The organism is Aeromonas lusitana, from assembly GCF_002812985.1.
Classification (GTDB): domain Bacteria; phylum Pseudomonadota; class Gammaproteobacteria; order Enterobacterales; family Aeromonadaceae; genus Aeromonas; species Aeromonas lusitana.
On the sequence record NZ_PGCP01000014.1, the window covers coordinates 16581 to 36995 of the forward strand.

The window sequence follows — 20415 nt, forward strand, 5'->3', positions numbered from 1 at the left end:
CTCGTTTGTCTCGTGTCTTCACGACGATGGACGGCCCTGGAGCCGCCTTGCCTGGCGCGGATGATAACAAATGTTGTCGATGGCGCCGAGCATTGTGCGACGCCATGGGGTGATTGCGGGAAAATCAATCGTAGCGCCCGGCCAGGGCCGCCAGTTCTCCCCGATTGGCGAGCCGTTGCAGGGTGTCGCCAAACAGCTTGAGTCGCTCGGGGGAGGTCTGGCGGTGGAACAATATGTAGAAGGGAGTCTGTTCCATCACCTTGGGGAGCAGGCGTATCTGGTTATCCAGCTGGTGCTGGCGAATGTCGGCTTCAAAACCCGGGGAGCGGTAATAGAAAAACCGTCCCCGCTTCATCAACAACTTGTCGTAATTGGCCGCGCTGCTGATCCCGCCGCTGTCGATCAGCAGGCCGCCGATGGCTTGCAGCCGTGCGATGGCGCCGCTGCCATGATTGATGAGGATCACCCCCTCCCGGCCAAGCGCTCGCACATCCTCCCAATCCCGGATCTCGATGGCATCGTCCCGGCGCACCGCCAGATGGTAGCGAACCGTGAAGATGGAAGGGGTGATGTAGATGAAGTTGTTGCGCCGCGCCGGGCTGTCCCCCACGCCGCAGATGAAATCCAGCTGGCCGTGGAGCACCTTCTTCTCCAGCCGCCGCAGGGGGAGAAAGGCCTGATCCCCCAGGATGCGCAGGGCGGGTTGCTCCTGCTCCATCAGCCGAAACAGGTCGACGCAGATACCGCCAATCCGGCCATCGGATAGGGTCTGATACTTGGGGGCCGAATCGGGCTGGGCCGCGGTGCGATACTCCTCGGTGGCACCGGCCTCGCGGCTCATCAGCAGCAGGCACAGCAGCCCGGCCATCCTGACCCTCATCCCATCCACTCCCTGGAAAGTCACAGCCCCCGAGTATGGGGGCTATGTGGTGGCTAGATATTAGGTTATTTATCAGCGTCTTATCAACCCAGCGCGGTATCGAGTGTCATCATCAGGGCGAAGCCCGCCATCAGCCCCAGGGTGGCATAGGTCTGGTGACCGTTGCGGTGGGTCTCCGGGATCACCTCGTGGGAGACCACTGGTACATGGGGCGTCGGCGTTTCACCCCAGGGCGGTATCCAGCGTCATCATCAGGGCAAAGCCTGCCATCAGGCTGAGGGTGGCATAGGTCTGGTGACCGTTGCCGTGGGTCTCCGGGATCACCTCCTGGGGGACCACTGGCACATAGGGCGCCGGCGTCTCACCCCAGGGCGGTATCCAGCGTCATCATCAGGGCAAAGCCTGCCATTAATCCGAGAGTGGCATAGGTCTGGTGACCGTTGCGGTGGGTTTCCGGGATCACCTCGTGGGAGACCACGAACAGCATGGCGCCGGCGGCGAGCCCCAGGCCAATGGGGTAGGCGATGGCCATGCCGCTGGCGAGCCCCACCCCGAGCAGGGCACCCAGGGGTTCGAGCAGGCCGCTGCCGATGGCGACCAGCACGGCGACCGAGGGGCGAAAACCGGCGGCGCACATGGCAAGCGCTACCGCCAGCCCTTCTGGAATGTCTTGCAGGGCGATGGCGGTGGTCAGCGGCAGGCCGACCGCCATGTCCCCCTGAGAGAAGCTGACCCCGATGGCCATGCCCTCCGGCAGGTTATGGAGCGCGATGGCAAACACGAACAGCCAGACCCGGGAGCAGCTCTCGTGGCCGGGGCCACAGGGGCCCGTCTTGTCGTGCTCGTGGGGGGTGAATTGATCCAGCCCCAGCATCAGCAAGACGCCGAGAGTCATGCCGGTGACCACCACGGCGGCGGCGAGAAAACCGTCCCCAGTGATCCCTTCAGCAGCCTCGAGGCCGGGCAATAACAGTGAGAAGGCGCTGGCGGCCAGCATCATGCCGGCGGCAAAGCCCAGCATGCCGTCTTCCACCCGTTGCGGCACCGAGCGCAGAAAGAGGGCCGGCAGGGCTCCCAGGGCTGTGGCGGCGAACCCGGCGACCCCGCCGAGGAGGCCATAGCGGGCGCCTGGGCTGATGTCGCCAGCGAGCAGCATGACCAGGCTCTGCAGCAGGAGCAGCAGGACGGCCACCAGGGCGACGAGCAGGCCGAGGGCGGTGAGGGGACGAGCCTGGATCTGTTCGCGCAGTTGCACGGACCAGGTGGCGGTGAGGGTTGATGCGTTATCCATGAAACGGGCACCTCGATGGCGAGAGACGATGAGGAGAAATGTGGGGGCCATTACATCCTCTGACCCTGTTTTTGTCCACGTCGATGGTGCGATTGCATCAATCGGCTCAAGTCTCGTGCCATGCGGTCGATAGTGTGCCGGTGCAGAGCGCCGATTGAAATCGGCCGAGCATGGCGAAAGGCGATGAAGGGGACGGCCAGGTTGTGGTAAGGTGCCGCCCCTTGCGAGGTCTCCTTCCCTTGATCTTTCGCGACTTTTTTCATTTCCCGTCAGGACTTTTCGGGTCATCGCCCACAGGGATGCGATCGCCACAGTGCACCTGCTCATCAGCAGTTGAGGATCACCGCCACCATGTCTTACAAGAATCTCTCCATCGGCAAGAAGATTGCCGTGGTCTTTTCGGTCATTGCCGTCATCAATGTGATTTTCGGTCTGTTTCTCGCCAGCGAATTGCGCGGCATCAAGGATCGGGTGCTGAACTTCACCGATTCCACCCTGCCGAGCGTCGTCTCGGTGGAGAACCTGCTCTATGACGTCTCCTATGTGCGCCGCGCCCAGTTCGCCCTGATGATGATCGAGGACGCCGCGGATCTGCAGGCCCGACGTGCTCGCATCCAGGACAACATTGGCAAGGTCGAACGAGCCTTCAGCGCCTACGAGGCGACCGTCGGGGCCGACAATGAGCGCCAGGTATTCAACCGTGCCAAGCAGAACTGGCAGCAGTATCTGAGCCAGGTCAACCGGGTCGACAGCCTGCTGGCCCAGGGCAACATGACCCAGGCCAAGGATGAGCTGTTCCAGTCCAACGTCAGCTACACCGAGCTCGAGCGAGCTGTGAATGCCCTGGTGGAGGTCAACCTCGGCTTCGTGCAGGAGAACCGAGGCAGCCTGCTTGGCAGCGTCAACATGGTGACCACCTCCGCTACCCTGAGCATCGGTGCCCTGCTGCTGTTCATGGGCTTCATGACCTGGTTCCTCACCCGCCAGATCTGCCTGCCGCTGCATGCCGTGGTGGCCCAGGCCAATGCCATCGCCGCCGGCGATCTGACCCATCAGCTGGATCGCCAGCACATCGGTCAGGATGAGCTGGGCATGCTGGCCAAGGCGTCCCTCAAGATGCAGGACAACCTGCGTGGCCTCATCGAGGAAGTGGTGGCCGCCGTGACCCAGCTCGGCGCCGCCATCGAGGAGGTGAGCACAGTCTCCGAGCAGTCGGCCCAAGGGATCCAGAGCCAGCAGCAGGAGATCTCCATGGTGGCGACCGCCATGGCCCAGATGAAGGCCACAGTGGCCGACGTGGCGGGCAATACCGAGGTCGCCTCCGAATCCGCCAGCTCCGCCAATGCTTTGGCCAGACAGGGTAATCAGGAAGTGCAAGGGGCCCTGGTGGCCATCACCCGGGTTGCCCAGGAGATGGAGCAAGCCGGCGCCCTGGTCGCCGAGCTGGAGCGAGAATCCGCCCAGATCAACGTGGTGGTGGATGTGATCCGCGGCATCGCCGATCAGACCAATCTGCTGGCGCTCAACGCCGCCATCGAAGCGGCCCGCGCTGGCGAGCAGGGCCGTGGTTTTGCCGTGGTGGCCGATGAGGTGCGTACCCTGGCGGGCCGCACCCAGGCCTCCACCGGCGAGATAGTCGCCATCATAGAGACACTGCAGGCCCGCGCCAATCAGGCGAAAGAGGTGACCGGCCAGAGCTGCGAGATGATCCGCCAGTGCGTGAGCCAGAGCGAGCAGACCAGCACCGGCATCCAGCAGATCGAGGTGGCGGTGGGTCAGATAGCAGACATGGCCATCCAGATCGCCAGTGCCTGTGGTGAGCAGGACGCGGTCTCCGACGAGCTTGGCCGCAACGTGGAGCGGATCAACGAGTCTTCCAACGAGGTGGCGACCGGCGCCGATCACACCGCCCGCGCTTGCCTGGAGCTGAGCCAGTTGGCGGCCGGCCTGCGCCAGACCATAGGTCGCTTCCGCCTGGCCTGATGTCAGGCCGTTCGCTGCCAACACTCGATGCGCTCTAAAGCAGGGCGCACCGAGGAGCAAGGCAATAAAAAAACGGGGCCATTGGCCCCGTTTTTTTATTGCTCGCAAATAGCTGGCTTAGACGCTTTCGCCCAGACCCGCGCCTGCGTCTTTCTTGGCGATCAATTCAATCTTGTAACCGTCCGGGTCTTCCACGAAGGCGATGACGGTAGTGCCACCCTTGACCGGACCCGGCTCGCGGGTGATCTTGGCGCCGGCGGCGCGCAGGGCCTCGCAGGTGCCGTAGATGTCGTCCGCTTCCAGGGCGATGTGGCCGTAGGCGGAGCCCAGCTCGTACTCGCTCACGCCCCAGTTGTAGGTCAGCTCGATGACGGCTTCATCCTTCTCGTCGCCGTAACCGACGAAGGCCAGGGTGTACTTGTATTCGCTGTTCTCGCTCTTGCGCAGCAGCTTCATGCCGAGCACCCGGGTGTAGAAGTCGATGGAGCGTTGCAGATCGCCGACGCGTAACATCGTATGCAGAATTCTCATTGCTTGCCTCTCCAGGTTGGTGATTTGTACTGTTTTTATATGAATCTACAGAACAAACGATAGGTATTATTTGTTTTATTAACAGAGATCGCTGTGACTAGCTCTCCGGATAGACTTTTTCTTTGTACTCGCAAAGGTCTTCGATGATGCAGGAACCGCAGCGAGGCTTGCGCGCCAGGCAGGTGTAGCGTCCGTGCAGGATCAGCCAGTGGTGCACATCCAGCTTGAATTCGGCGGGGACCACCTTGAGCAGCTTCTCTTCCACCTGGTCCACGTTCTTGCCCACCGCAAAGCCGGTGCGATTCGACACCCGAAAGATGTGGGTGTCGACGGCGATGGTGGGCCAGCCGAAGGCGGTGTTGAGCACCACGTTGGCGGTCTTGCGACCCACCCCAGGCAGGGCTTCCAGCGCCTCGCGATTCTCCGGCACTTCGCCGCCGTGGCGCTCCAGCAGGATGGCGCAGGTCTTGATGACGTTTTCGGCCTTGGTGTTGAAAAGACCTATGGTCTTGATGTACTGCTTCACCCCGTCTACCCCGAGGGCCAGCATGGCGGCCGGGGTATTGGCCACCGGATAGAGCAGGGCGGTGGCCTTGTTGACGCTGACATCGGTGGCCTGAGCCGACAAGAGGACGGCGATCAAGAGCTCGAATGGCGAGTTGAAATGAAGCTCTGTGGTGGGGTGCGGGTTGTGCTCCCGCAGCCGCTCCAGAATTTCTCTGCGTTTTTGGTTATTCATCGATTCTCTGTGTCTGTCTTGGCACTCTTATTCTTTCTTGGGCCTGCAAAGCCCTAGAGCTGGGTGGCGCGGGCGCCGGGGGCCGGCACGGCGCAGTGAGCCTTGTCGGCGGCCTGCTTGCGGCCCAAGCGATCGTTGATCACATTCTTGGCGGCGATAAGCAGCCCCAGACCGATAAAGCCACCGGGGGGCAGGATCGCTATCAACAGGCTGGCATCGGCGTGGAACAGCTCGATGCGCAAGGACTTGGCCCACTCACCCAGCAGCAGGTCCGCGCCATCGAACAGGGTGCCCATGCCGATGATCTCGCGAAGACCTCCCAGCACCAGCAGCACCAGGGTGAAGCCGAGCCCCATCATGAAGCCGTCGACGGCCGCCAGCAGGGGCGGGTTCTTGGAGGCATAGGCCTCGGCCCGCCCTATGATGATGCAGTTGGTGACGATCAGCGCGATGAAGATGCCAAGCGACTGATAGAGGCCATAGGTGTAGGCGTTCATCAACAGCTGCACGCTGGTCACCAGGGCCGCGATGATCATCACGTAGATAGGAATACGGATGTCCTTGGGCGCCAGGTTGCGCACCAGGGAGATGGCGAGGTTGGAGCTCACCAGTACCACCAGGGTCGCAAGGCCCAGCCCCAGGGCGTTGGTGAAGGTGGAGGAGACCGCCAGAGTCGGGCAGAGTCCCAGCACCTGTACCAGGGAAGGGTTGTTCTTCCACAGCCCCTGCAGCATCAGCTCCTTGAGCTCTTCGCGGCGGCTATTGCCTTCGTTGACGAGGCTCTGGCCGTCAATCACATCAACTTGTTCCATGACTTGTTCCGTTGTATGTGCCATACGGGCTCCGGCGTTAGGGGGTGGCGTCACAGGACGGGGCATCCCGCAGCAGTTCGGGGTGCTCCTGTTGCAGGCGCAGCAGGTTCTTCACCGCCTTGACCACGGCGCGGGGGGTGATGGTGGCGCCGGTGAAGGCATCGAACTCGCCCCCATCCTTCTTCACCGCCCAGGTCGCATCATTGTCTGCATTGAGGGTACGGCCGACGAAGCTGTCGATCCAGTTGGATTTTTTCAGCTCAATCTTGTCCCCAAGGCCCGGGGTCTCCTTGTGGGTGAGTACCCGCACCGCACTGACGGCGCCCTTGGCATCCGTGCCGACCACCATGCGAATGGCGCCGCTGTAGCCGTCGGGGGCGATGGTTTCCAGCGCGTAGCCGGTGGGCACGCCGTTCAGGGTGGCGCTGTAGAGCGGCATGGCCTGATCGCTGCCGAGGTATTCCCGGCTGGTAACCAGCTTGCAACTGGCCACCAGATCGTTGTCATAGCTCCCCTCCGGCAGCAGTGCCGCCAGGGTACGCAGTTTTTCCAGCTGCTGCTGGTGGGCGATCCTGTCCTGGGTCAGCTCGTTGGTCAGCACCACCATGGCGGTACAACCCAGGGCGAACAGGGCCAGCGTGACGCCATTTTTGCGCATGCTCTTTAACATGGGAAGCTTCCTGAATATGAGAATGGCGCCAGGGTCATTTGCGACGAGCCCCATAGACTTTGGGACGGGTCAGGCTGTCGATGAGCGGCACGCACAGGTTGGCCAGCAGCACAGCGAAGGCGAAGGCATCCGGGTAGCCACCGAAGCGGCGGATGAGGTAGACCAGCACGCCGATCAGCACGCCGTACACCAGACGGCCGCGGGGAGTGGTGCTGGCGCTCACCGGATCGGTGGCAATAAAGAAGGCCCCGAGCATGGTGGCGCCACTGAACAGGTGCAGCATGGGGGTGCCGGTGGCATCCGGCGTCGCCAGATAGCCGAGAGTGGCCGACAGCAGCAGGGCCCCCAGCACGGCGGCCGGAATGCGCCAGTTGATCACTTTTTGCTGCAGCAGGAAGAGGCCACCCAGCAGATAGCCGAGGTTGACCCAGCTCCAGCCGATGCCGCCCCAGCCCTCGAACACCTTGTGAGTCATTACTTCGCTGGCGGTGAGGCCCTGGGTCAGCCCCGTCTTCAGGGTGTCGAGGGGGGTCGCCATGGTCAGCCCATCCACCCCCTGCTTGAGCTGCGCCATGCTGTAGCCGTCCAGGCTAAAGCCGGTGAAGATGACAGATACCGCATCCCCAAAGCCCAGATCATAGGTAGCTATGCTGGAGGGCGGCAGCCAACTGGTCATTTGTACCGGGAAGGAGACCAGCAGCAGCACATAGGCCACCATGGCCGGGTTGAACAGGTTCTGACCGAGCCCACCATAGAGGTGCTTGGCGATGATGATGGCAAAGGCGGTGCCGAGCACCAGCATCCACCAGGGCAGCAGGGGCGGCAGGGAGAGCCCGATCAGCACGGCGGTGAGGGCCGCACTGCCGTCCAGCAGAGCCGGCATGACGGGACGATGGCGCAGGCGGAGCACCAGGGCCTCGCAACCCAGCGCCGTCACCAGCGCCAGCAGGATCTGGACCAGGGTGCCCCAGCCGAAGAACCAGGTTTGCGCCAGGAAACCGGGCAGGCAGGCCAGGATCACCAGCAACATCAGGGTCTGGGTCTGCTTGCGGTTATGGGCAAAGGGCGCAGTCGCGATATTGAACATGGATCAGTGGCTCTTGTCGGAAAGTGGGTCTGACTCGCGCTGGTCGAGTTTGGCTGCCTCGGCGGCCGCTTTTTTGGCCTTGGCACGGGCGATGGCGGCGGCGATGGCCGCCTTCTTGGGATCGACCTCGCTGGTGGGCGTTGGCTCGCTTGCCGCAGGCGTCACCGCCTCGCTAACCGCTGGTTCGCTACCGGCATTGTCTTCACCTGCCGCCTGAGCAGCCTTCTTGGCCTTGGCGCGAGCGATGGCGGCGGCAATGGCTGCCTTCTTGGGATCGACCTCGCTAGCGGGGGCTGGCTCGCCTGCCGCAGGCGTCACAACCTCGCGGGCAGCGGGTTCGCTACCGACATTGTCTTCACCTGCTGCCTGAGCGGCCTTCTTGGCCTTGGCACGGGCGATGGCGGCGGCAATGGCTGCCTTCTTGGGATCGACCTCGCTGGCGGGGGCTGGCTCGCCTGCCGCAGGCGTCACCACGTCGCGGGCCGCGGCGGGTTCGCTAGTCGCGTTGTCTTCACCAACAGCCTGAGCCGCTTTCTTGGCCTTGGCGCGAGCGATGGCAGCGGCGATAGCCGCTTTCTTGGGATCGACCTCGCTGGTGGATGCTGGCTCGCTTGCCGCAGCCGTCACCATGTCACTGACTGCGGCGGGTTCGCTACCGGCATTGTCTTCACCTGCTGCCTGAGCGGCCTTCTTGGCCTTGGCACGGGCCAGGGCGGCGGCAATGGCGGCCTTCTTGGGATCGACTTCGCCAGCGCTCTCCTGCGCGGGCACCGGCTCTGCCTGTGGCTGCGCTTCGGCGGCCTTGGCGGCGCGGCGCGCCAGCGCTTCTTGCTTGCGCGCCTCGCGGGCGGCAGCCATGGCGGCGTTGTCGGGTTGCTCGGCAGACACGCTGACAGGGGCTTCCTGCTTGGCCTTGAGACGGGCCAGGGCGGCGGCGACGGGGTCTTCACCGCCCGCCTTGGTCATGGCCTGACGACGCTGGGCGGCGGCTTCGGCATGGCGAGCCTCACGGGCGGCTTTTTCGCGCTCGAAGCGAGCTTGCTTGGCTTCGAAACGCTGCTTGGCGCGCTCGGCCTTCTCGTGCTCGGCGCGGGTCTCGCGGATATCGTCCTTGGCAATCTTGTAGTACTGCACCAGGGGAATTTCACTCGGGCAGACCCAGGCACAGGCGCCACACTCGATGCAGTCGAACAGGTTGAGCTTCTCGGCCTTGTCGTAGTCCTTGGCGCGGCTGTACCAGTACAGCTCCTGGGGCAGCAGATTGGCCGGGCAGGCGTCGGCGCAGGCGCTGCAACGGATGCAGGCCTGCTCTTGGCCGGGGGGCGGCAGCTCGGCCCGGGTGGGGGAGAGCAGGCAGTTGGTGGCCTTGACCACGGGCACCATGGCGTGGGGCAGGGTGAAGCCCATCATGGGGCCCCCCATGATGACCCGCTGATCCGCTTCAGGTTGCAGCTCGAAGCGCTGCAACAGCCAGCGCACCGGCGTACCCAACAACACCCAGGCGTTGCCCGGTTTCTTGAAGGCGTTGCCGGTGAGGGTGACGATGCGGGAGATGAGCGGCTCGCCATCTACGATGGCGCGCTTGATGGCAAACACGGTGGCGACGTTGAGCACCATGATGCCCATGTCCACCGCCCGCCCGCCCTTGGGCACCTGGCGACCGGTGAGCAGCTCTATGGTCTGCTTGGCGCCGCCCGAGGGGTACTTGGTCGGCACGGATTTGACCAGTACATCCTCGTCTGTGGCGTGACGGGTGAGCTCGTCGATGGCCGCCGGCTTGTTGTCTTCCACCCCGATCAGAGTGAGTTTCGGTTTGAGCAGGTGCTTGAGCACCCGGATGCCGTCCATGATCTCGTCCGCATACTCCTGCATCAGCCTGTCATCTGTGGTGATGTAGGGTTCGCACTCCAGACCGTTGACGATCAGGATCTCGGTGAGCTGGCCGCGGCCATCGAGCTTGCTGTGGGTCGGGAAGACGGCGCCGCCAAGGCCCGCGATGCCGGCCTGCTGGATGCGCTCGAGCAGTTCGCCCCGCTCCAGATTCCAATAATCGGCTCGGCCATTGCGCTCGCCCCAGGCATCTTCCCCATCCGGGGTGAGGATGACGCAGAGATCCTCCAGGCCTGATGGGTGCGCCACCGTATGGGGCTCGATGGCGGTGACGGTACCCGAGGTGGAGGCGTGCACCGGCACTATGCGGCCCTTGTCATAACGGGTCAGGGGCTGACCCTTCTTGACCTTGTCACCGACCTGCACCAGCAGATCGCCGGCGGGGCCCGCGTGCTGGCGCACCGGTATGATGAGCTGGGGCGGCAGGCCCGCGTCCACCACAGGGGTCAGGCTGGATTGATCCTTGTTCTCGGGGGGATGAATGCCGCCGTGGAAATCCCAGAGATTGCCGGCTTTGATACGTTCGAGCAGGTGCTGCATGGTTACTCCACTATCTTGACCGGAATGGTGACCTTGGCCAGATCCCATTTCCAGTTATCGACCGTGGTCGGAACCGGGATCATTTCGATACAGTCAGTCGGGCAGGGATCGACACAGAGATCGCACCCGGTGCACTCATCGGCGATGACGGTATGCATCGCCTTGGTGGCACCCAGGATGGCATCGACCGGGCAGGCCTGAATGCACTTGGTGCAACCTATGCACATGTCCTCGTGAATGAAGGCGACCTTCTTGACGGGCACGGCGGCCTCGTCACCGCCGCCAAGCGGCTGGGGTTCGACCCCCATGAGGTCGGCTATCTTGCGCATGGTGGCATCGCCACCGGGCACGCACTTGTTGATCTCATCGCCGTTGGCGAGCGCCTCGGCATAGGGCTTGCAGCCCGGATAGCCGCACTGGCCGCACTGGGTCTGGGGCAGCAGGGCATCGAGCTGATCGACGATGGGATCGGCCTCGACATGAAACTTGACGGCGGCAAAGCCCAGAATGATGCCGAAGGCCAGGGCCAGCAGCGCCAGCACCAGAATGGCAAAGAGTATATGGATCATGGCTATATCTTGATGAGGCCGGTAAAGCCCATGAAGGCCAGCGACATCAGGCCTGCGGTGACCATGGCGATGGAGACGCCGCGAAATGGTGTCGGCACATCGGCGGCCACCAGGCGCTCACGCATGGCGGCAAACAGGATCAATACCAGGGAGAAGCCGCAGGCGGCCCCGAAGCCGTAGATGATGCTCTGCATGAAGTTGTGGTGCTCGTTGATGCTGAGCAGCGCCACGCCGAGCACGGCGCAGTTGGTGGTGATGAGGGGCAGGAAGATGCCGAGCAGGCGATACAGGGTCGGGCTGCTCTTGCGGATCACCATCTCGGTGAACTGGACCACCACGGCGATCACCAGAATGAAGCCCAGAGTACGCAGATAGGCGATATTCAGCGGGATCAGGATATAGTGCTCCATCAGATAGGAGCAGGCGCTGGCGAGCGTCATCACGAAGGTGGTGGCCAGTCCCATGCCGATGGCGGTTTCCAGTTTGCCAGAGACCCCCATGAAGGGGCAGAGGCCGAGAAACTTCACCAGCACGAAGTTGTTGATCAGTACTGTGCTGATCAGTAAAAGCAGGTACTCAGTCATTGACGATGGGGTATCCGGTATGAAGGCGGCCGTATTATCTGATTTTAGGTGCCTTTAAACAACCGCAAGGCGGCATGGTTATTATTCGAATGGCCAATTCATGGAGGAAGTTGTGCGCCCCTTACCCATTTTTACCCTCACCTTGGCCATGTTGCTCTGGTCCAGCTCCTTTATCGCCCTCAAGCATGTGCTGGAGGTCTGGTCCTTCGGCCAGGTGCTGTTTATGCGCATGAGCGTGGCGTCTTGTTGCTGGCTGCTCTGCTACCGCCAGCTCGGCAATGTCCAATATCAGAAAGGGGATTGGCGCTGGCTGGCCCTGATGGGGGCGCTGGAGCCTTGCCTCTACTTCCTGCTGGAGGTCAATGCCCTGCGCTACACCAGCGCCGGCCAGGCTGGCATGGTGTGTGCCCTGTTGCCCCTGATGGTGGCCCTGGTCGCCTTCGCGCTGCTCAAAGAGCGGGTGAGCCGGCGCCAATTGCTTGGGTTTGGCATCGCTATCTTCGGCATAGCCCTGCTGGGACTGGGTGGCGGGGCAGATGAATTCGCTCCCAATGCCCTGCTTGGCAACAGTCTGGAGATGGGGGCCATGCTCTGTGCAGCCACTTATTCTGTGGTATTCAAGAAGCTCTCCAGCCGTTACGGTGTCATGACCCTGACCGCCCTGCAGGCCTTCGTCGGCACACTGTTCTTCGCGCCCTTCGCCTTCAGCTCGCCCTGGCCAAGCGCCTGGGGCTGGCAGGACATGGCTGTGATCCTCTTTCTCGGCGCTTTCGTGACCCTCGGCGCCTACCTGCTCTACAACTGGTCCGTGACTCAGGTGAAGGTGACCCTGGCGGCGGCCTATGTGAACCTCATCCCCGTGTTTACCCTGCTGCTCGCCTACCTGCTGCTGGGGGAGATCCTGAGTACCCTGCAATGGGTGGCCTGCGCCGCCGTGCTGGCCGGGATCGGGGTGGGGCAGTTGCCTGCGAGAAAGCGCCAGGCCCAGGCCGCCGTCACCTAGGGTCGGCGGCCCGTGGATGCGCTACAGTCTGGGGTGAACTCTCTGCCCGAGGAGGCGGACGATGAGCGACATGATGTTACTGGCAAGGGCGCAGGCGTTGCTCGGCCACCATCCCTTTACCCTGGCGGATGCCCGGGCGCTGGAAGCCCTGGAAGAGGACGCCGTGGGGGAGGAGGGGCTCTGCATCGCCGAGCTGTGGGAGTCGGCCCTGAGCCAGGCGGATGAGGATGCCAGGCGTTATCTGCTGGGCAAGGAGTAAGGGCCACGCCTGCCGCAGGCCAATATGACGCCGAGGATAGAAGGGTATAAAAAACAACACGGGGCTGGGCCCCGTGTTGTTTTTCTGGTCGTCCATCGCCTCAGATGGAGAGGCTCTTGACGGTATCCGAGACCGAATTGGCGTCGTCGATGATCTCCTTGATGACGTCGGAGATGATGTTGGCCTGATCCTGCCCTGCGACGGCCTTGTCGGAGACGATGGAGACGGTCTGGGTGATCTGGGAGGTGATGTTGGAGTTGTGCTTGATGACCGAGACTATCTCGCTGGTGGAGCTCGAAGTTCTGGCGGCAAGCTGCCTCACCTCGTCCGCCACCACCGCAAAGCCCCGGCCCTGCTCCCCGGCCCGCGCCGCCTCGATGGCGGCATTGAGTGCCAGCAGATTGGTCTGATCCGCGATGCCGCTGATGGTGGAGATGATGGACTCTATGCTCTTGGACTGCTGATTGAGCTCATCTATCTGCTTGCTGACCTCGTTGACCGAGGTATTGATGTGGCGGGAGGTCTCCAGCACCTTGTCGATGACCTCGCGCCCCTTGGCGGCGCTCGAGACGGTTTCGCTCGCGATGGCGCAGGCCTTCTGGGCGGCCTCCCGGGTAGAGATGGATTTCTCGACCCGCTCCGTGATGTCGCTCGCCAGCTTGATGATTTTGACCACCTTGCCTTCGTGATTGAAGATGGGGTTGTAGGTCGCCTCCAGCCAGATCTTCTCGCCGCGATGGCCGATGCGCATGAAGAGCCCGGACTTGATGTCACCCGAGCCCAGATCGCGCCAGAAGTTGGGGTTCTTCTGGTAAAACTCGCCATCGCAGAACTGGCGGTGGTGCTGGCCGACCACCTCTTCCAGCCGGTAGCCGAAGCAGCGCAGGAAGTTCTGGTTGGCGGTGATGACGGTGCCGTCCGGCTGGAAGTCGATGACGGCGAGGGACTTGTCGAGCGCCGCCAGCAGGGCCTGGGTGCGCTCCAGCGAGGATTGTTGCTGGGTCACGTCCGAGGCGACCTTGGCGACCTTGACCACCTTGCCGTCGACGAGGATGGGGAAGTAGGTGGCTTCCAGCCAGACCGCCTTGCCCGATTTCGACTGGCGGATGAAGCGACCGCTGCGAGAGGTGCCGCCGCGCAGATCCTGCCACAGCTTCTCATAGTCGCGGGTCTTGACGTCTTCCGGGAAACAGAGCGCGCTGTGGTGCTTGCCTATCACCTCATCCCGTTGAAAGCCCACGATGTTGAGGAACAGATCGTTGACGAAGGTCACAATGCCCGCCGGGGTGAACTGGATGAAGGGCACCTGGGTCTGGATGGCCTGCTCGAAGGCTCCCAGCTCAACCACTCTTGCCGCCTGTTCACTCGCTTCCTTGCTGGTCGTGCGTTTCCAGAACATACAGAGCTCCTCCATGAGTCCCTTGAATGACACATCAACAGTAATCTGAGTAGATTAACAATAGTATTGATGCTCCATGAACCTTAATCGACTCCGGGCAAACTTTTTGTAGTTTTTAATTTTCAATCTCGATTAATTGTTTTCCCCAAGGCGTTATGTTTCAAAAATAGGCTCCCGTCGGATACCTGTATCGGCGGCGTTCAACCCCGAGTCGGTTTTGTCATAAATATGTATCAATTGGCACTGGCGATGGGGCCACCATGCTGCATTTGGCGCCATGCCCACTAAGGTGTCTATTAACAGAGCGCCGCGAATTGCGAGTCGTTAACCACCTTGACCGAGCCGACGCCGATAATGCAATGGCGAGCTGCCCATATGGGTGGAGAAGAAGCGTGAAAATACCGAGAGGGAAGAGAAGCGAAGTCGCTCGCTGATATCCTGAATACTCAGATCGGTCTCTGCCAACCAGGCGCAAGCTTTTTTAATACGCACCTTTTTTAATAACATGCTGAGATTACTATTTTCCTGATTGAGTCTGGCATTGATGGTCCAGCGACTCATGCCGACCAGGCCGCAAATATATTCCATGAAGCTGGCTTCATCATTGAGAACATTATTTTCGATGGCCTGTTCGAGCAATGACATGACAAGGCTCGAGAATCCTTGCTCATATTCCAGCGCCGCGACTCTGCGGCTGATCTGCTGGTGCTGATTCCGGTTGAGCAGCGGCAGATAGTGCTCGGCCCGGCTCGTCAGGGCGGCGCTCTTGAAGTGGATGACGTTGGCCGCCTGATCAAACTGGCAATGGCAGCCGAAGCCCTCGTCGAGCTGCTTGCTCCCGGGCTCCGCTGCTCCGCGCAGGCTGACGGCGGTCTCCACCCCGGGCGCATAGAGGCGCACCAACTCCTTGAGCAGCATGAAGTTGCCGATAGCGGAGTGGTTGCGCTGGGCCAACTCCTGGTCTTCGACATAGGTGATGGCGAGCTGGTCATCCGCTTGGGCGAGGGTGAAATTATCGCAATTGCCGATGATGATCCGGTTGCGGATATAACCGAGCACCGCCTCCTCGGCCGTCGGCTGGTTGAGACAATAACCGACGAGATCGGGAAACATCTCATAGGCGTCATCGATGAGTGACGCGGGGGAATGACCTTGCGACAGGCGCTCCTGCCATAAAAAGTCATATGCCGATGTCGCCTTGATAAAACGCAGATGCTGTTTTTGTGACAGCCGGCCATCGGCCCTCTCCAGCTCATATTGGCTGAGTTGGCACTGTGTTTTTATGGCGTCGGTATTGACGCCACTCTCTTCCAATAAATAGAGCGTCGATCTGGCGATGATATTTGAAACGCTCTTTCCCATCCTTATTTCCTCATGCCGGGAACATGCCTGTCGTGGCCTCGCAGCATCCTGCTGCGCGGGGAAATTAAGGCATGTTCTGCGAGGGATAACCGAGCGTCAGATCAAATACAGTGCAACCGAGTGTCGGTAACTGTAACCAAAGGTAACGCTGTGACCGCCGTGGTGATATTGGCGTTCCGCCCCCCAATGCAAAATGGTCGCTCCCCCATGCAAAGCAGGCACCCTTGGCCTCGCGTTAAGCTGCGCTGGCTATTTCGGCTTGTCTATTCGAATAACGAAATGAAAGGGAATCATATGCAGCATAACAATAAAGGGTATCAATGGAGCGCCCTTGCCATCGCCATCGCGCTGGCTCTTGGGGCTCAGGGGTGCAACGACAACAGCTCGTCGGCGCCGCAAGAGGTGGTCAAGGACAACGCCTATTATCGCGCCCAGGCAGAAAGCATGGTGGCCAGGATGACCCACGATGAGCAGCTGGGCATGCTGGTGGGGCCGGGTTACGTGTTTACCAGCCGCGGCCTTGAGGTGAACAAGGAGGCGATCAACAACCTCAAGAGCGACGTGCCGGGCAGCGTGGGCTACATCAGCGGCGTGTTCAATGCCGAGTCCGGGCTCGACATCGCCGCCAGCAAGCTGGCCGATGGCGCCGCCGGGGTGCGTATCACGCCGACCCGGGAGGGGGAGTCCGGCACCTTCTACGGCACCGCCTTCCCGGTGGGCACCCTGCTGGCGTCGACCTGGGATGCGAGCCTGGTCAAGCAGGTGGGGGCCGCCATCGGCAACGAGGTCAAGGAGTATGGGCTGGATGTCTGGCTCGCCCCCGGCATGAACATTCAGCGTGACCCTCTCAATGGTCGCAGCTTCGAATACTTCTCCGAAGATCCCCTGGTGTCCGGGGTGATGGGGGCCGCCGAGGTTAGCGGTGCCCAGGAACAGGGGGTGGGCACCACCATCAAGCACTTCATCGCCAACAACGCCGAGACCTCCCGCTCCATCGTCGACAACATCATCTCCCCCAGGGCCATCCGGGAGATCTACCTGCGGGGCTTCCAGTACGCCGAGGAGTACGCCAATCCCTGGGCCGTGATGACCGCCATGAACAAGGTCAATGGCACCTACACGGGCCAGTGGGGGGATCTCAATACCCGGGTGCTGCGGGATGAATGGGGGTTTGAAGGCTTCGTGGTGAGCGACTGGTGGTCGGGGGATGGTCACTATGCGGACATGATCAAGTCCGGCAACGATCTCATCGAACCCGGTGGCCCGGCGCTGCCCTATGGTTACGGCGATGCCCTGACCGGGCTGCAGGAGGCCTATGCCGCCGGCGAGCTGAGCGCGGATGACATCAGACAGGGGGCGGTGCGGATCCTGACCCAGGTGCTGAAGATGCCATCGAATCAGGGAGTGATCGCCAGCAATGCGCCGGATCTGGCGAGTCACGCCCGCCTCTCTCGCCAGGCGGCCAGCGACGGCATGGTGCTGCTGAAGAACCATCAGGCCAGTTTGCCCCTGGCTGGGGGCAGCAAGGTCGCCTCCTTCGGGATCACCCAGATCAATACCCTGAAGGGCGGCGCTGGCAGCGGCGACGTGAACGCGGCCTATACCGTCAACGTGGCGGACGGGCTGGCCCGGCAGTTCAGCGTCGATAGCGGGCTCGCGGACTTCTATCGCACCTTCTTCGAGCAGAACAAGAGCACGAGCGACTTTGGCGGCATCTCGACCATAGTGAGCTGCCCTGAGCCATCCCTGAGCCAGGCCGAGATAGCGGCTTATGCCGCCAGCAACGACGTCGCCGTCATAACCCTTGGCCGCAACTCGGCGCAAGGGGAGGATCGCCTGAGCGGGAAGGGGGATTATCTGCTCTCCGATGTGGAGCAAGCGCTTATCGACGACGTCAGCAGCGCCTTCCACAGTCTGGGCAAGAAGGTGGTGGTGGTGCTCAACATCGGCGGCGTCATGGACACCAGCGCCTGGCAGGACAAGGTCGATGCCATCCTGCTGGCCTACATGCCGGGGCAGGAGGCGGGCAATGCCATCGCCGATCTGCTGTCGGGGGCGGTCAACCCGAGCGGCAAGCTGACCCAGACCTTCCCCATGCGCTATCAGGATGTGCCCTCGTCTGCGGGCTTCCCGGGCACGGATACCGACGGGGATGGCAAGGTCGATACCCACTACTACAACGAAGGCATCTATGTGGGGTATCGCTACTACGCGACCTTCGGCAAGGGGGTGAACTATCCCTTCGGTCACGGCCTTTCCTACACACAATTCGACTACAAAAACACATCCATACAGAGTAATTCACTGTCCGGGGCCGGTGGCAAGGTGACCCTGACCACGACTGTCTACAACAGTGGCAGTGTCTCTGGTCGGGAGGTGGCTCAGGTCTATGTGGCGGCCCCGGCCGGGACCCTCAGCAAGCCGGCCATCGAGCTCAAGGCGTTTGCCAAGACCCAACTGCTGGCGGCGGGAGCGAGCGAGACCCTGAACTTCGAGATCCCGGCCAGCTGGCTCGCCAGCTTCGACAACGCCAACAGCGAGTGGATCATCGAACCCGGGGTCTACAAGGTCTATGTCGCGCCCTCATCTGACGTAGGGAGCGTGGCGCCGCAGACCTTTACGGTGAGCAGCAAGCTGGTGGTCAGCAAAACCACGCCGGGGGCACTGGCCTTGCCGGCCGGGGTGACGGAGGCCTCTTTCGAAACGCAGTATTGAGCTAAAAATGTGGGGGGAGCCTTGGCTCCCCCTTTTCATGTCCGCTTACCGTCCCGGCACCCTGGTCAGCCAGGAGCCTCGGCCTATTTCTTCTGCTGCAGGGTCGAGATCTGCTTGTTCAGGGCCTCCATCTCGCTCTGGTGACGACGGGTCATGGCCTGGATCTCGGCGGCGGAGCGCCTCTCACCGGCCCCATCCGCCTGGGATGCGGTGGTGCCCGTCAGCTGCTCGTTGTAGCGGGTGATCTCGTTGTTCATCTTCAGGGTCTTGGCCTCTGCCTCCGCACGCAGGGTCGCCAGCTGACGTTGCTGCTGGCTGGCGGCGAGATCCTTTTCAATCGCCTCTGTCTGCTTGCTGGCTTGAGCCACCGCCTCGGCGGGCGGGGTGTAGACGCGCAAGTCCATGGGCTTGGCATCCCCGGCGCAGGGGATGTCGCTGAAGTGGACGGTGCCGTTGACCGTGCATTGATAGACGGCGGCCCGGGTGGCCAGCGGGGTGGCGGCAATCAGGCTGGCAAAACAGATGGCCAGAACGCGTGACATAGACTCCTCCTTGAATCCAGCCCCCGCACGACAACATCCAGACCGGGGGGCGTCTCGAATTTGTCATGGGGGGTACTTGAAACAGTAGTCTCTCCATCGGGCCATCTCATTGCAAATTGCGCATCTTCTATTGAGAAGAGCGACCCCCTTCGGCCCCACCAGACTCGGTTGCTGATGGTGCATTCGCCACAGCCTGGCCTCTCGCCAGCATTGGCCTCGACGTTTTATTCGCTCAGTCCTTCGCCGCTTTTGCGCGGGTTCAACACATCAGAGCACCATAACGGGCCACAATGAGGTATCTTATGCCCCGATTTCATCCATTTAACGGATCCGAGACCCCATATGATTATCAAACCCAAGGTTCGCGGCTTTATCTGTACCACCACTCACCCGGTCGGTTGTGAAGCCAATGTTCGTCGCCAGATTGCTTACACCCAGGCCCAGGGCACCATCGAAAATGGTCCCAAGAAGGTACTGGTGATCGGCGCTTCCACCGGCTATGGTCTGGCCTCCCGGATCGCGACTGCCTTTGGTTCCGGCGCTGCCACCATAGGCGTCTTCTTCGAAAAGGCCGGCAGCGAGAACAAGACCGCCACCGCCGGCTGGTACAACTCCGCCGCCTTCGACAAGGCCGCCAAAGAGGCAGGCCTGTACGCAAAGAGCGTCAACGGCGATGCCTTCTCCAACGAATGCCGTGATACCGTGATCGATCTCATCAAGCAGGATCTCGGTCAGATTGATCTGGTGGTCTACTCCCTGGCCTCGCCGGTGCGCAAGCTGCCGGACACAGGTGAAGTGGTGCGCTCCGCGCTCAAACCCATAGGCGAGACCTACACCACCACCGCCATCGATACCAACAAGGATCAGATCATCACCGCCACCGTCGAGCCGGCGAATGAGGAAGAGATCGCAAACACCATCACCGTCATGGGCGGCCAGGACTGGGAGCTGTGGATGGCGGCCCTGCGTGATGCAGGCGTGCTGGCCGACGGCGCCAAGTCCGTTGCCTACTCCTACATCGGCACCGATCTGACCTGGCCCATCTACTGGCATGGCACCCTGGGCCGCGCCAAGGAAGACCTGGACCGCGCCGCCAGCGCCATCCGTGGGGATCTGGCCGGCAAAGGCGGCACCGCCCACGTGGCCGTACTGAAATCCGTGGTGACCCAGGCCTCCAGCGCCATCCCGGTCATGCCGCTCTACATCTCCATGGCGTTCAAGATCATGAAGGAGAAGGGCATCCACGAGGGCTGCATGGAGCAGGTCTATCGCATGCTGCGCACCCGTTTGTATGGCGCCGATCTGGCGCTGGACGAGCAGGCCCGCATCCGCATGGACGACTGGGAACTGCGTGACGACGTGCAGCAGACCTGCCGCGATCTGTGGCCGTCCATCACCACAGAGAACCTGTCCGAGCTCACCGATTACACCGGCTACAAGCAGGAGTTCCTGCGCCTGTTCGGCTTCGGTCTGGACGAGGTGGATTACGACGCCGACGTGAACCCGGACGTGCGTTTCGACGTGGTCGAGCTCTGAGCCTGACTCGATGAAAGAGGGCC

19 protein-coding genes and 1 pseudogene are annotated in these 20415 nt (G+C 61.9%); 5 read left to right on the top strand and 15 right to left on the bottom strand.

Going from position 1 to position 20415, the window contains the following annotated elements:
• Window positions 1-124: 124 nt before the first annotated feature.
• The 3 genes from CUC44_RS09895 to CUC44_RS09900 all read right to left on the bottom strand — a co-directional run bounded on the left by CUC44_RS09895 (window position 125) and on the right by CUC44_RS09900 (window position 2171).
• Window positions 125-880, bottom strand: coding sequence for a substrate-binding periplasmic protein (locus CUC44_RS09895; protein WP_100859802.1), 756 nt, complete (start codon window positions 878-880; stop codon window positions 125-127).
• Window positions 881-1102: 222 nt separating this feature from the next.
• Entirely contained in the window at window positions 1103-1225 is a 123-nt protein-coding gene (locus CUC44_RS20950; protein WP_425266307.1) for a hypothetical protein, read from the bottom strand.
• A gap of 16 nt (window positions 1226-1241) precedes the next feature.
• Window positions 1242-2171 (bottom strand): ZIP family metal transporter, encoded by a 930-nt coding sequence (locus CUC44_RS09900; protein ID WP_050718426.1) that lies wholly within the window; start codon window positions 2169-2171, stop codon window positions 1242-1244.
• Window positions 2172-2522: 351 nt separating this feature from the next.
• On the opposite strand from CUC44_RS09900, the gene CUC44_RS09905 reads away from it, so the two are divergent.
• Window positions 2523-4154: a methyl-accepting chemotaxis protein gene (locus tag CUC44_RS09905; RefSeq protein ID WP_100859803.1), complete on the top strand. Its 1632-nt coding sequence runs from the start codon at window positions 2523-2525 to the stop codon at window positions 4152-4154.
• 117 nt (window positions 4155-4271) lie between these two features.
• On the opposite strand, the gene gloA is transcribed toward CUC44_RS09905, so the two are convergent.
• The 8 genes from gloA to rsxA form a co-directional block, all read right to left on the bottom strand.
• A complete protein-coding gene (gloA, locus tag CUC44_RS09910; RefSeq protein ID WP_100859804.1) occupies window positions 4272-4685 on the bottom strand; it encodes a lactoylglutathione lyase in 414 nt (137 codons plus the stop codon).
• 97 nt (window positions 4686-4782) lie between these two features.
• Window positions 4783-5424: an endonuclease III gene (nth, locus tag CUC44_RS09915; protein ID WP_100859805.1), complete on the bottom strand. Its 642-nt coding sequence runs from the start codon at window positions 5422-5424 to the stop codon at window positions 4783-4785.
• Between the two features lie 53 nt (window positions 5425-5477).
• The gene (locus CUC44_RS09920; RefSeq protein WP_167388857.1) at window positions 5478-6236 is read right to left on the bottom strand and encodes an electron transport complex subunit E; all 759 of its coding nucleotides are present in this window, start codon (window positions 6234-6236) and stop codon (window positions 5478-5480) included.
• A 37-nt stretch (window positions 6237-6273) separates the two neighbouring features.
• Window positions 6274-6906, bottom strand: a complete 633-nt coding sequence (gene rsxG / locus CUC44_RS09925; protein ID WP_100859806.1) for an electron transport complex subunit RsxG — start codon at window positions 6904-6906, stop codon at window positions 6274-6276.
• Between the two features lie 34 nt (window positions 6907-6940).
• Window positions 6941-7993 (bottom strand): electron transport complex subunit RsxD, encoded by a 1053-nt coding sequence (gene rsxD / locus CUC44_RS09930; RefSeq protein WP_100859807.1) that lies wholly within the window; start codon window positions 7991-7993, stop codon window positions 6941-6943.
• 3 nt (window positions 7994-7996) lie between these two features.
• Entirely contained in the window at window positions 7997-10423 is a 2427-nt protein-coding gene (rsxC, locus tag CUC44_RS09935; RefSeq protein WP_100859808.1) for an electron transport complex subunit RsxC, read from the bottom strand.
• A 2-nt stretch (window positions 10424-10425) separates the two neighbouring features.
• Window positions 10426-10992: an electron transport complex subunit RsxB gene (gene rsxB / locus CUC44_RS09940; protein WP_100859809.1), complete on the bottom strand. Its 567-nt coding sequence runs from the start codon at window positions 10990-10992 to the stop codon at window positions 10426-10428.
• A 2-nt stretch (window positions 10993-10994) separates the two neighbouring features.
• Complete coding sequence (gene rsxA, locus CUC44_RS09945; protein WP_100859810.1) at window positions 10995-11576, bottom strand: electron transport complex subunit RsxA; 582 nt, start codon at window positions 11574-11576, stop codon at window positions 10995-10997.
• A gap of 112 nt (window positions 11577-11688) precedes the next feature.
• Between rsxA and CUC44_RS09950 the strand changes: the two genes are divergently transcribed.
• Window positions 11689-12579, top strand: coding sequence for a DMT family transporter (locus CUC44_RS09950; protein ID WP_100859811.1), 891 nt, complete (start codon window positions 11689-11691; stop codon window positions 12577-12579).
• Between the two features lie 61 nt (window positions 12580-12640).
• Window positions 12641-12838, top strand: coding sequence for a hypothetical protein (locus CUC44_RS09955; RefSeq protein WP_100859812.1), 198 nt, complete (start codon window positions 12641-12643; stop codon window positions 12836-12838).
• A 100-nt stretch (window positions 12839-12938) separates the two neighbouring features.
• Here the strand turns inward: CUC44_RS09955 and CUC44_RS21475 are convergent, their stop codons facing one another.
• From CUC44_RS21475 to CUC44_RS09965, 3 genes and pseudogenes are all read right to left on the bottom strand, one after another.
• Window positions 12939-13370 (bottom strand): methyl-accepting chemotaxis protein, encoded by a 432-nt coding sequence (locus CUC44_RS21475; protein ID WP_456499752.1) that lies wholly within the window; start codon window positions 13368-13370, stop codon window positions 12939-12941.
• Window positions 13371-13478: 108 nt separating this feature from the next.
• Window positions 13479-14252: pseudogene (locus CUC44_RS21480) on the bottom strand (PAS domain-containing protein); the annotation flags it as partial.
• Between the two features lie 309 nt (window positions 14253-14561).
• The gene (locus CUC44_RS09965; protein WP_100859814.1) at window positions 14562-15599 is read right to left on the bottom strand and encodes a helix-turn-helix domain-containing protein; all 1038 of its coding nucleotides are present in this window, start codon (window positions 15597-15599) and stop codon (window positions 14562-14564) included.
• A 294-nt stretch (window positions 15600-15893) separates the two neighbouring features.
• Here CUC44_RS09965 and CUC44_RS09970 point away from each other — a divergent pair, with 294 nt between their 5' ends.
• Window positions 15894-18314, top strand: a complete 2421-nt coding sequence (locus tag CUC44_RS09970) for a beta-glucosidase family protein (RefSeq protein ID WP_100859815.1) — start codon at window positions 15894-15896, stop codon at window positions 18312-18314.
• A gap of 83 nt (window positions 18315-18397) precedes the next feature.
• On the opposite strand, the gene CUC44_RS09975 is transcribed toward CUC44_RS09970, so the two are convergent.
• Window positions 18398-18856, bottom strand: coding sequence for a DUF4124 domain-containing protein (locus CUC44_RS09975; protein ID WP_100859816.1), 459 nt, complete (start codon window positions 18854-18856; stop codon window positions 18398-18400).
• Window positions 18857-19198: 342 nt separating this feature from the next.
• Here CUC44_RS09975 and fabV point away from each other — a divergent pair, with 342 nt between their 5' ends.
• Window positions 19199-20392: an enoyl-ACP reductase FabV gene (gene fabV / locus CUC44_RS09980; RefSeq protein WP_100859817.1), complete on the top strand. Its 1194-nt coding sequence runs from the start codon at window positions 19199-19201 to the stop codon at window positions 20390-20392.
• Window positions 20393-20415 lie beyond the last annotated feature (23 nt).

What these genes read in the sequence shown, in the direction of transcription:
- CUC44_RS09965 (WP_100859814.1), bottom strand. Translation starts at nt 15,599, where the DNA reads ATGGGAAAGAGCGTTTCAAATATCATCGCCAGATCGACGCTCTATTTA.
- rsxB (WP_100859809.1), bottom strand. Translation starts at nt 10,992, where the DNA reads ATGATCCATATACTCTTTGCCATTCTGGTGCTGGCGCTGCTGGCCCTG.
- rsxG (WP_100859806.1), bottom strand. Translation starts at nt 6,906, where the DNA reads ATGTTAAAGAGCATGCGCAAAAATGGCGTCACGCTGGCCCTGTTCGCC.
- CUC44_RS09895 (WP_100859802.1), bottom strand. Translation starts at nt 880, where the DNA reads ATGAGGGTCAGGATGGCCGGGCTGCTGTGCCTGCTGCTGATGAGCCGC.
- CUC44_RS09975 (WP_100859816.1), bottom strand. Translation starts at nt 18,856, where the DNA reads ATGTCACGCGTTCTGGCCATCTGTTTTGCCAGCCTGATTGCCGCCACC.
- CUC44_RS09900 (WP_050718426.1), bottom strand. Translation starts at nt 2,171, where the DNA reads ATGGATAACGCATCAACCCTCACCGCCACCTGGTCCGTGCAACTGCGC.
- CUC44_RS09905 (WP_100859803.1), top strand. Translation starts at nt 2,523, where the DNA reads ATGTCTTACAAGAATCTCTCCATCGGCAAGAAGATTGCCGTGGTCTTT.
- rsxC (WP_100859808.1), bottom strand. Translation starts at nt 10,423, where the DNA reads ATGCAGCACCTGCTCGAACGTATCAAAGCCGGCAATCTCTGGGATTTC.
- nth (WP_100859805.1), bottom strand. Translation starts at nt 5,424, where the DNA reads ATGAATAACCAAAAACGCAGAGAAATTCTGGAGCGGCTGCGGGAGCAC.
- CUC44_RS09955 (WP_100859812.1), top strand. Translation starts at nt 12,641, where the DNA reads ATGAGCGACATGATGTTACTGGCAAGGGCGCAGGCGTTGCTCGGCCAC.
- rsxD (WP_100859807.1), bottom strand. Translation starts at nt 7,993, where the DNA reads ATGTTCAATATCGCGACTGCGCCCTTTGCCCATAACCGCAAGCAGACC.
- CUC44_RS09920 (WP_167388857.1), bottom strand. Translation starts at nt 6,236, where the DNA reads ATGGAACAAGTTGATGTGATTGACGGCCAGAGCCTCGTCAACGAAGGC.
- gloA (WP_100859804.1), bottom strand. Translation starts at nt 4,685, where the DNA reads ATGAGAATTCTGCATACGATGTTACGCGTCGGCGATCTGCAACGCTCC.
- fabV (WP_100859817.1), top strand. Translation starts at nt 19,199, where the DNA reads ATGATTATCAAACCCAAGGTTCGCGGCTTTATCTGTACCACCACTCAC.
- CUC44_RS09970 (WP_100859815.1), top strand. Translation starts at nt 15,894, where the DNA reads ATGCAGCATAACAATAAAGGGTATCAATGGAGCGCCCTTGCCATCGCC.
- rsxA (WP_100859810.1), bottom strand. Translation starts at nt 11,576, where the DNA reads ATGACTGAGTACCTGCTTTTACTGATCAGCACAGTACTGATCAACAAC.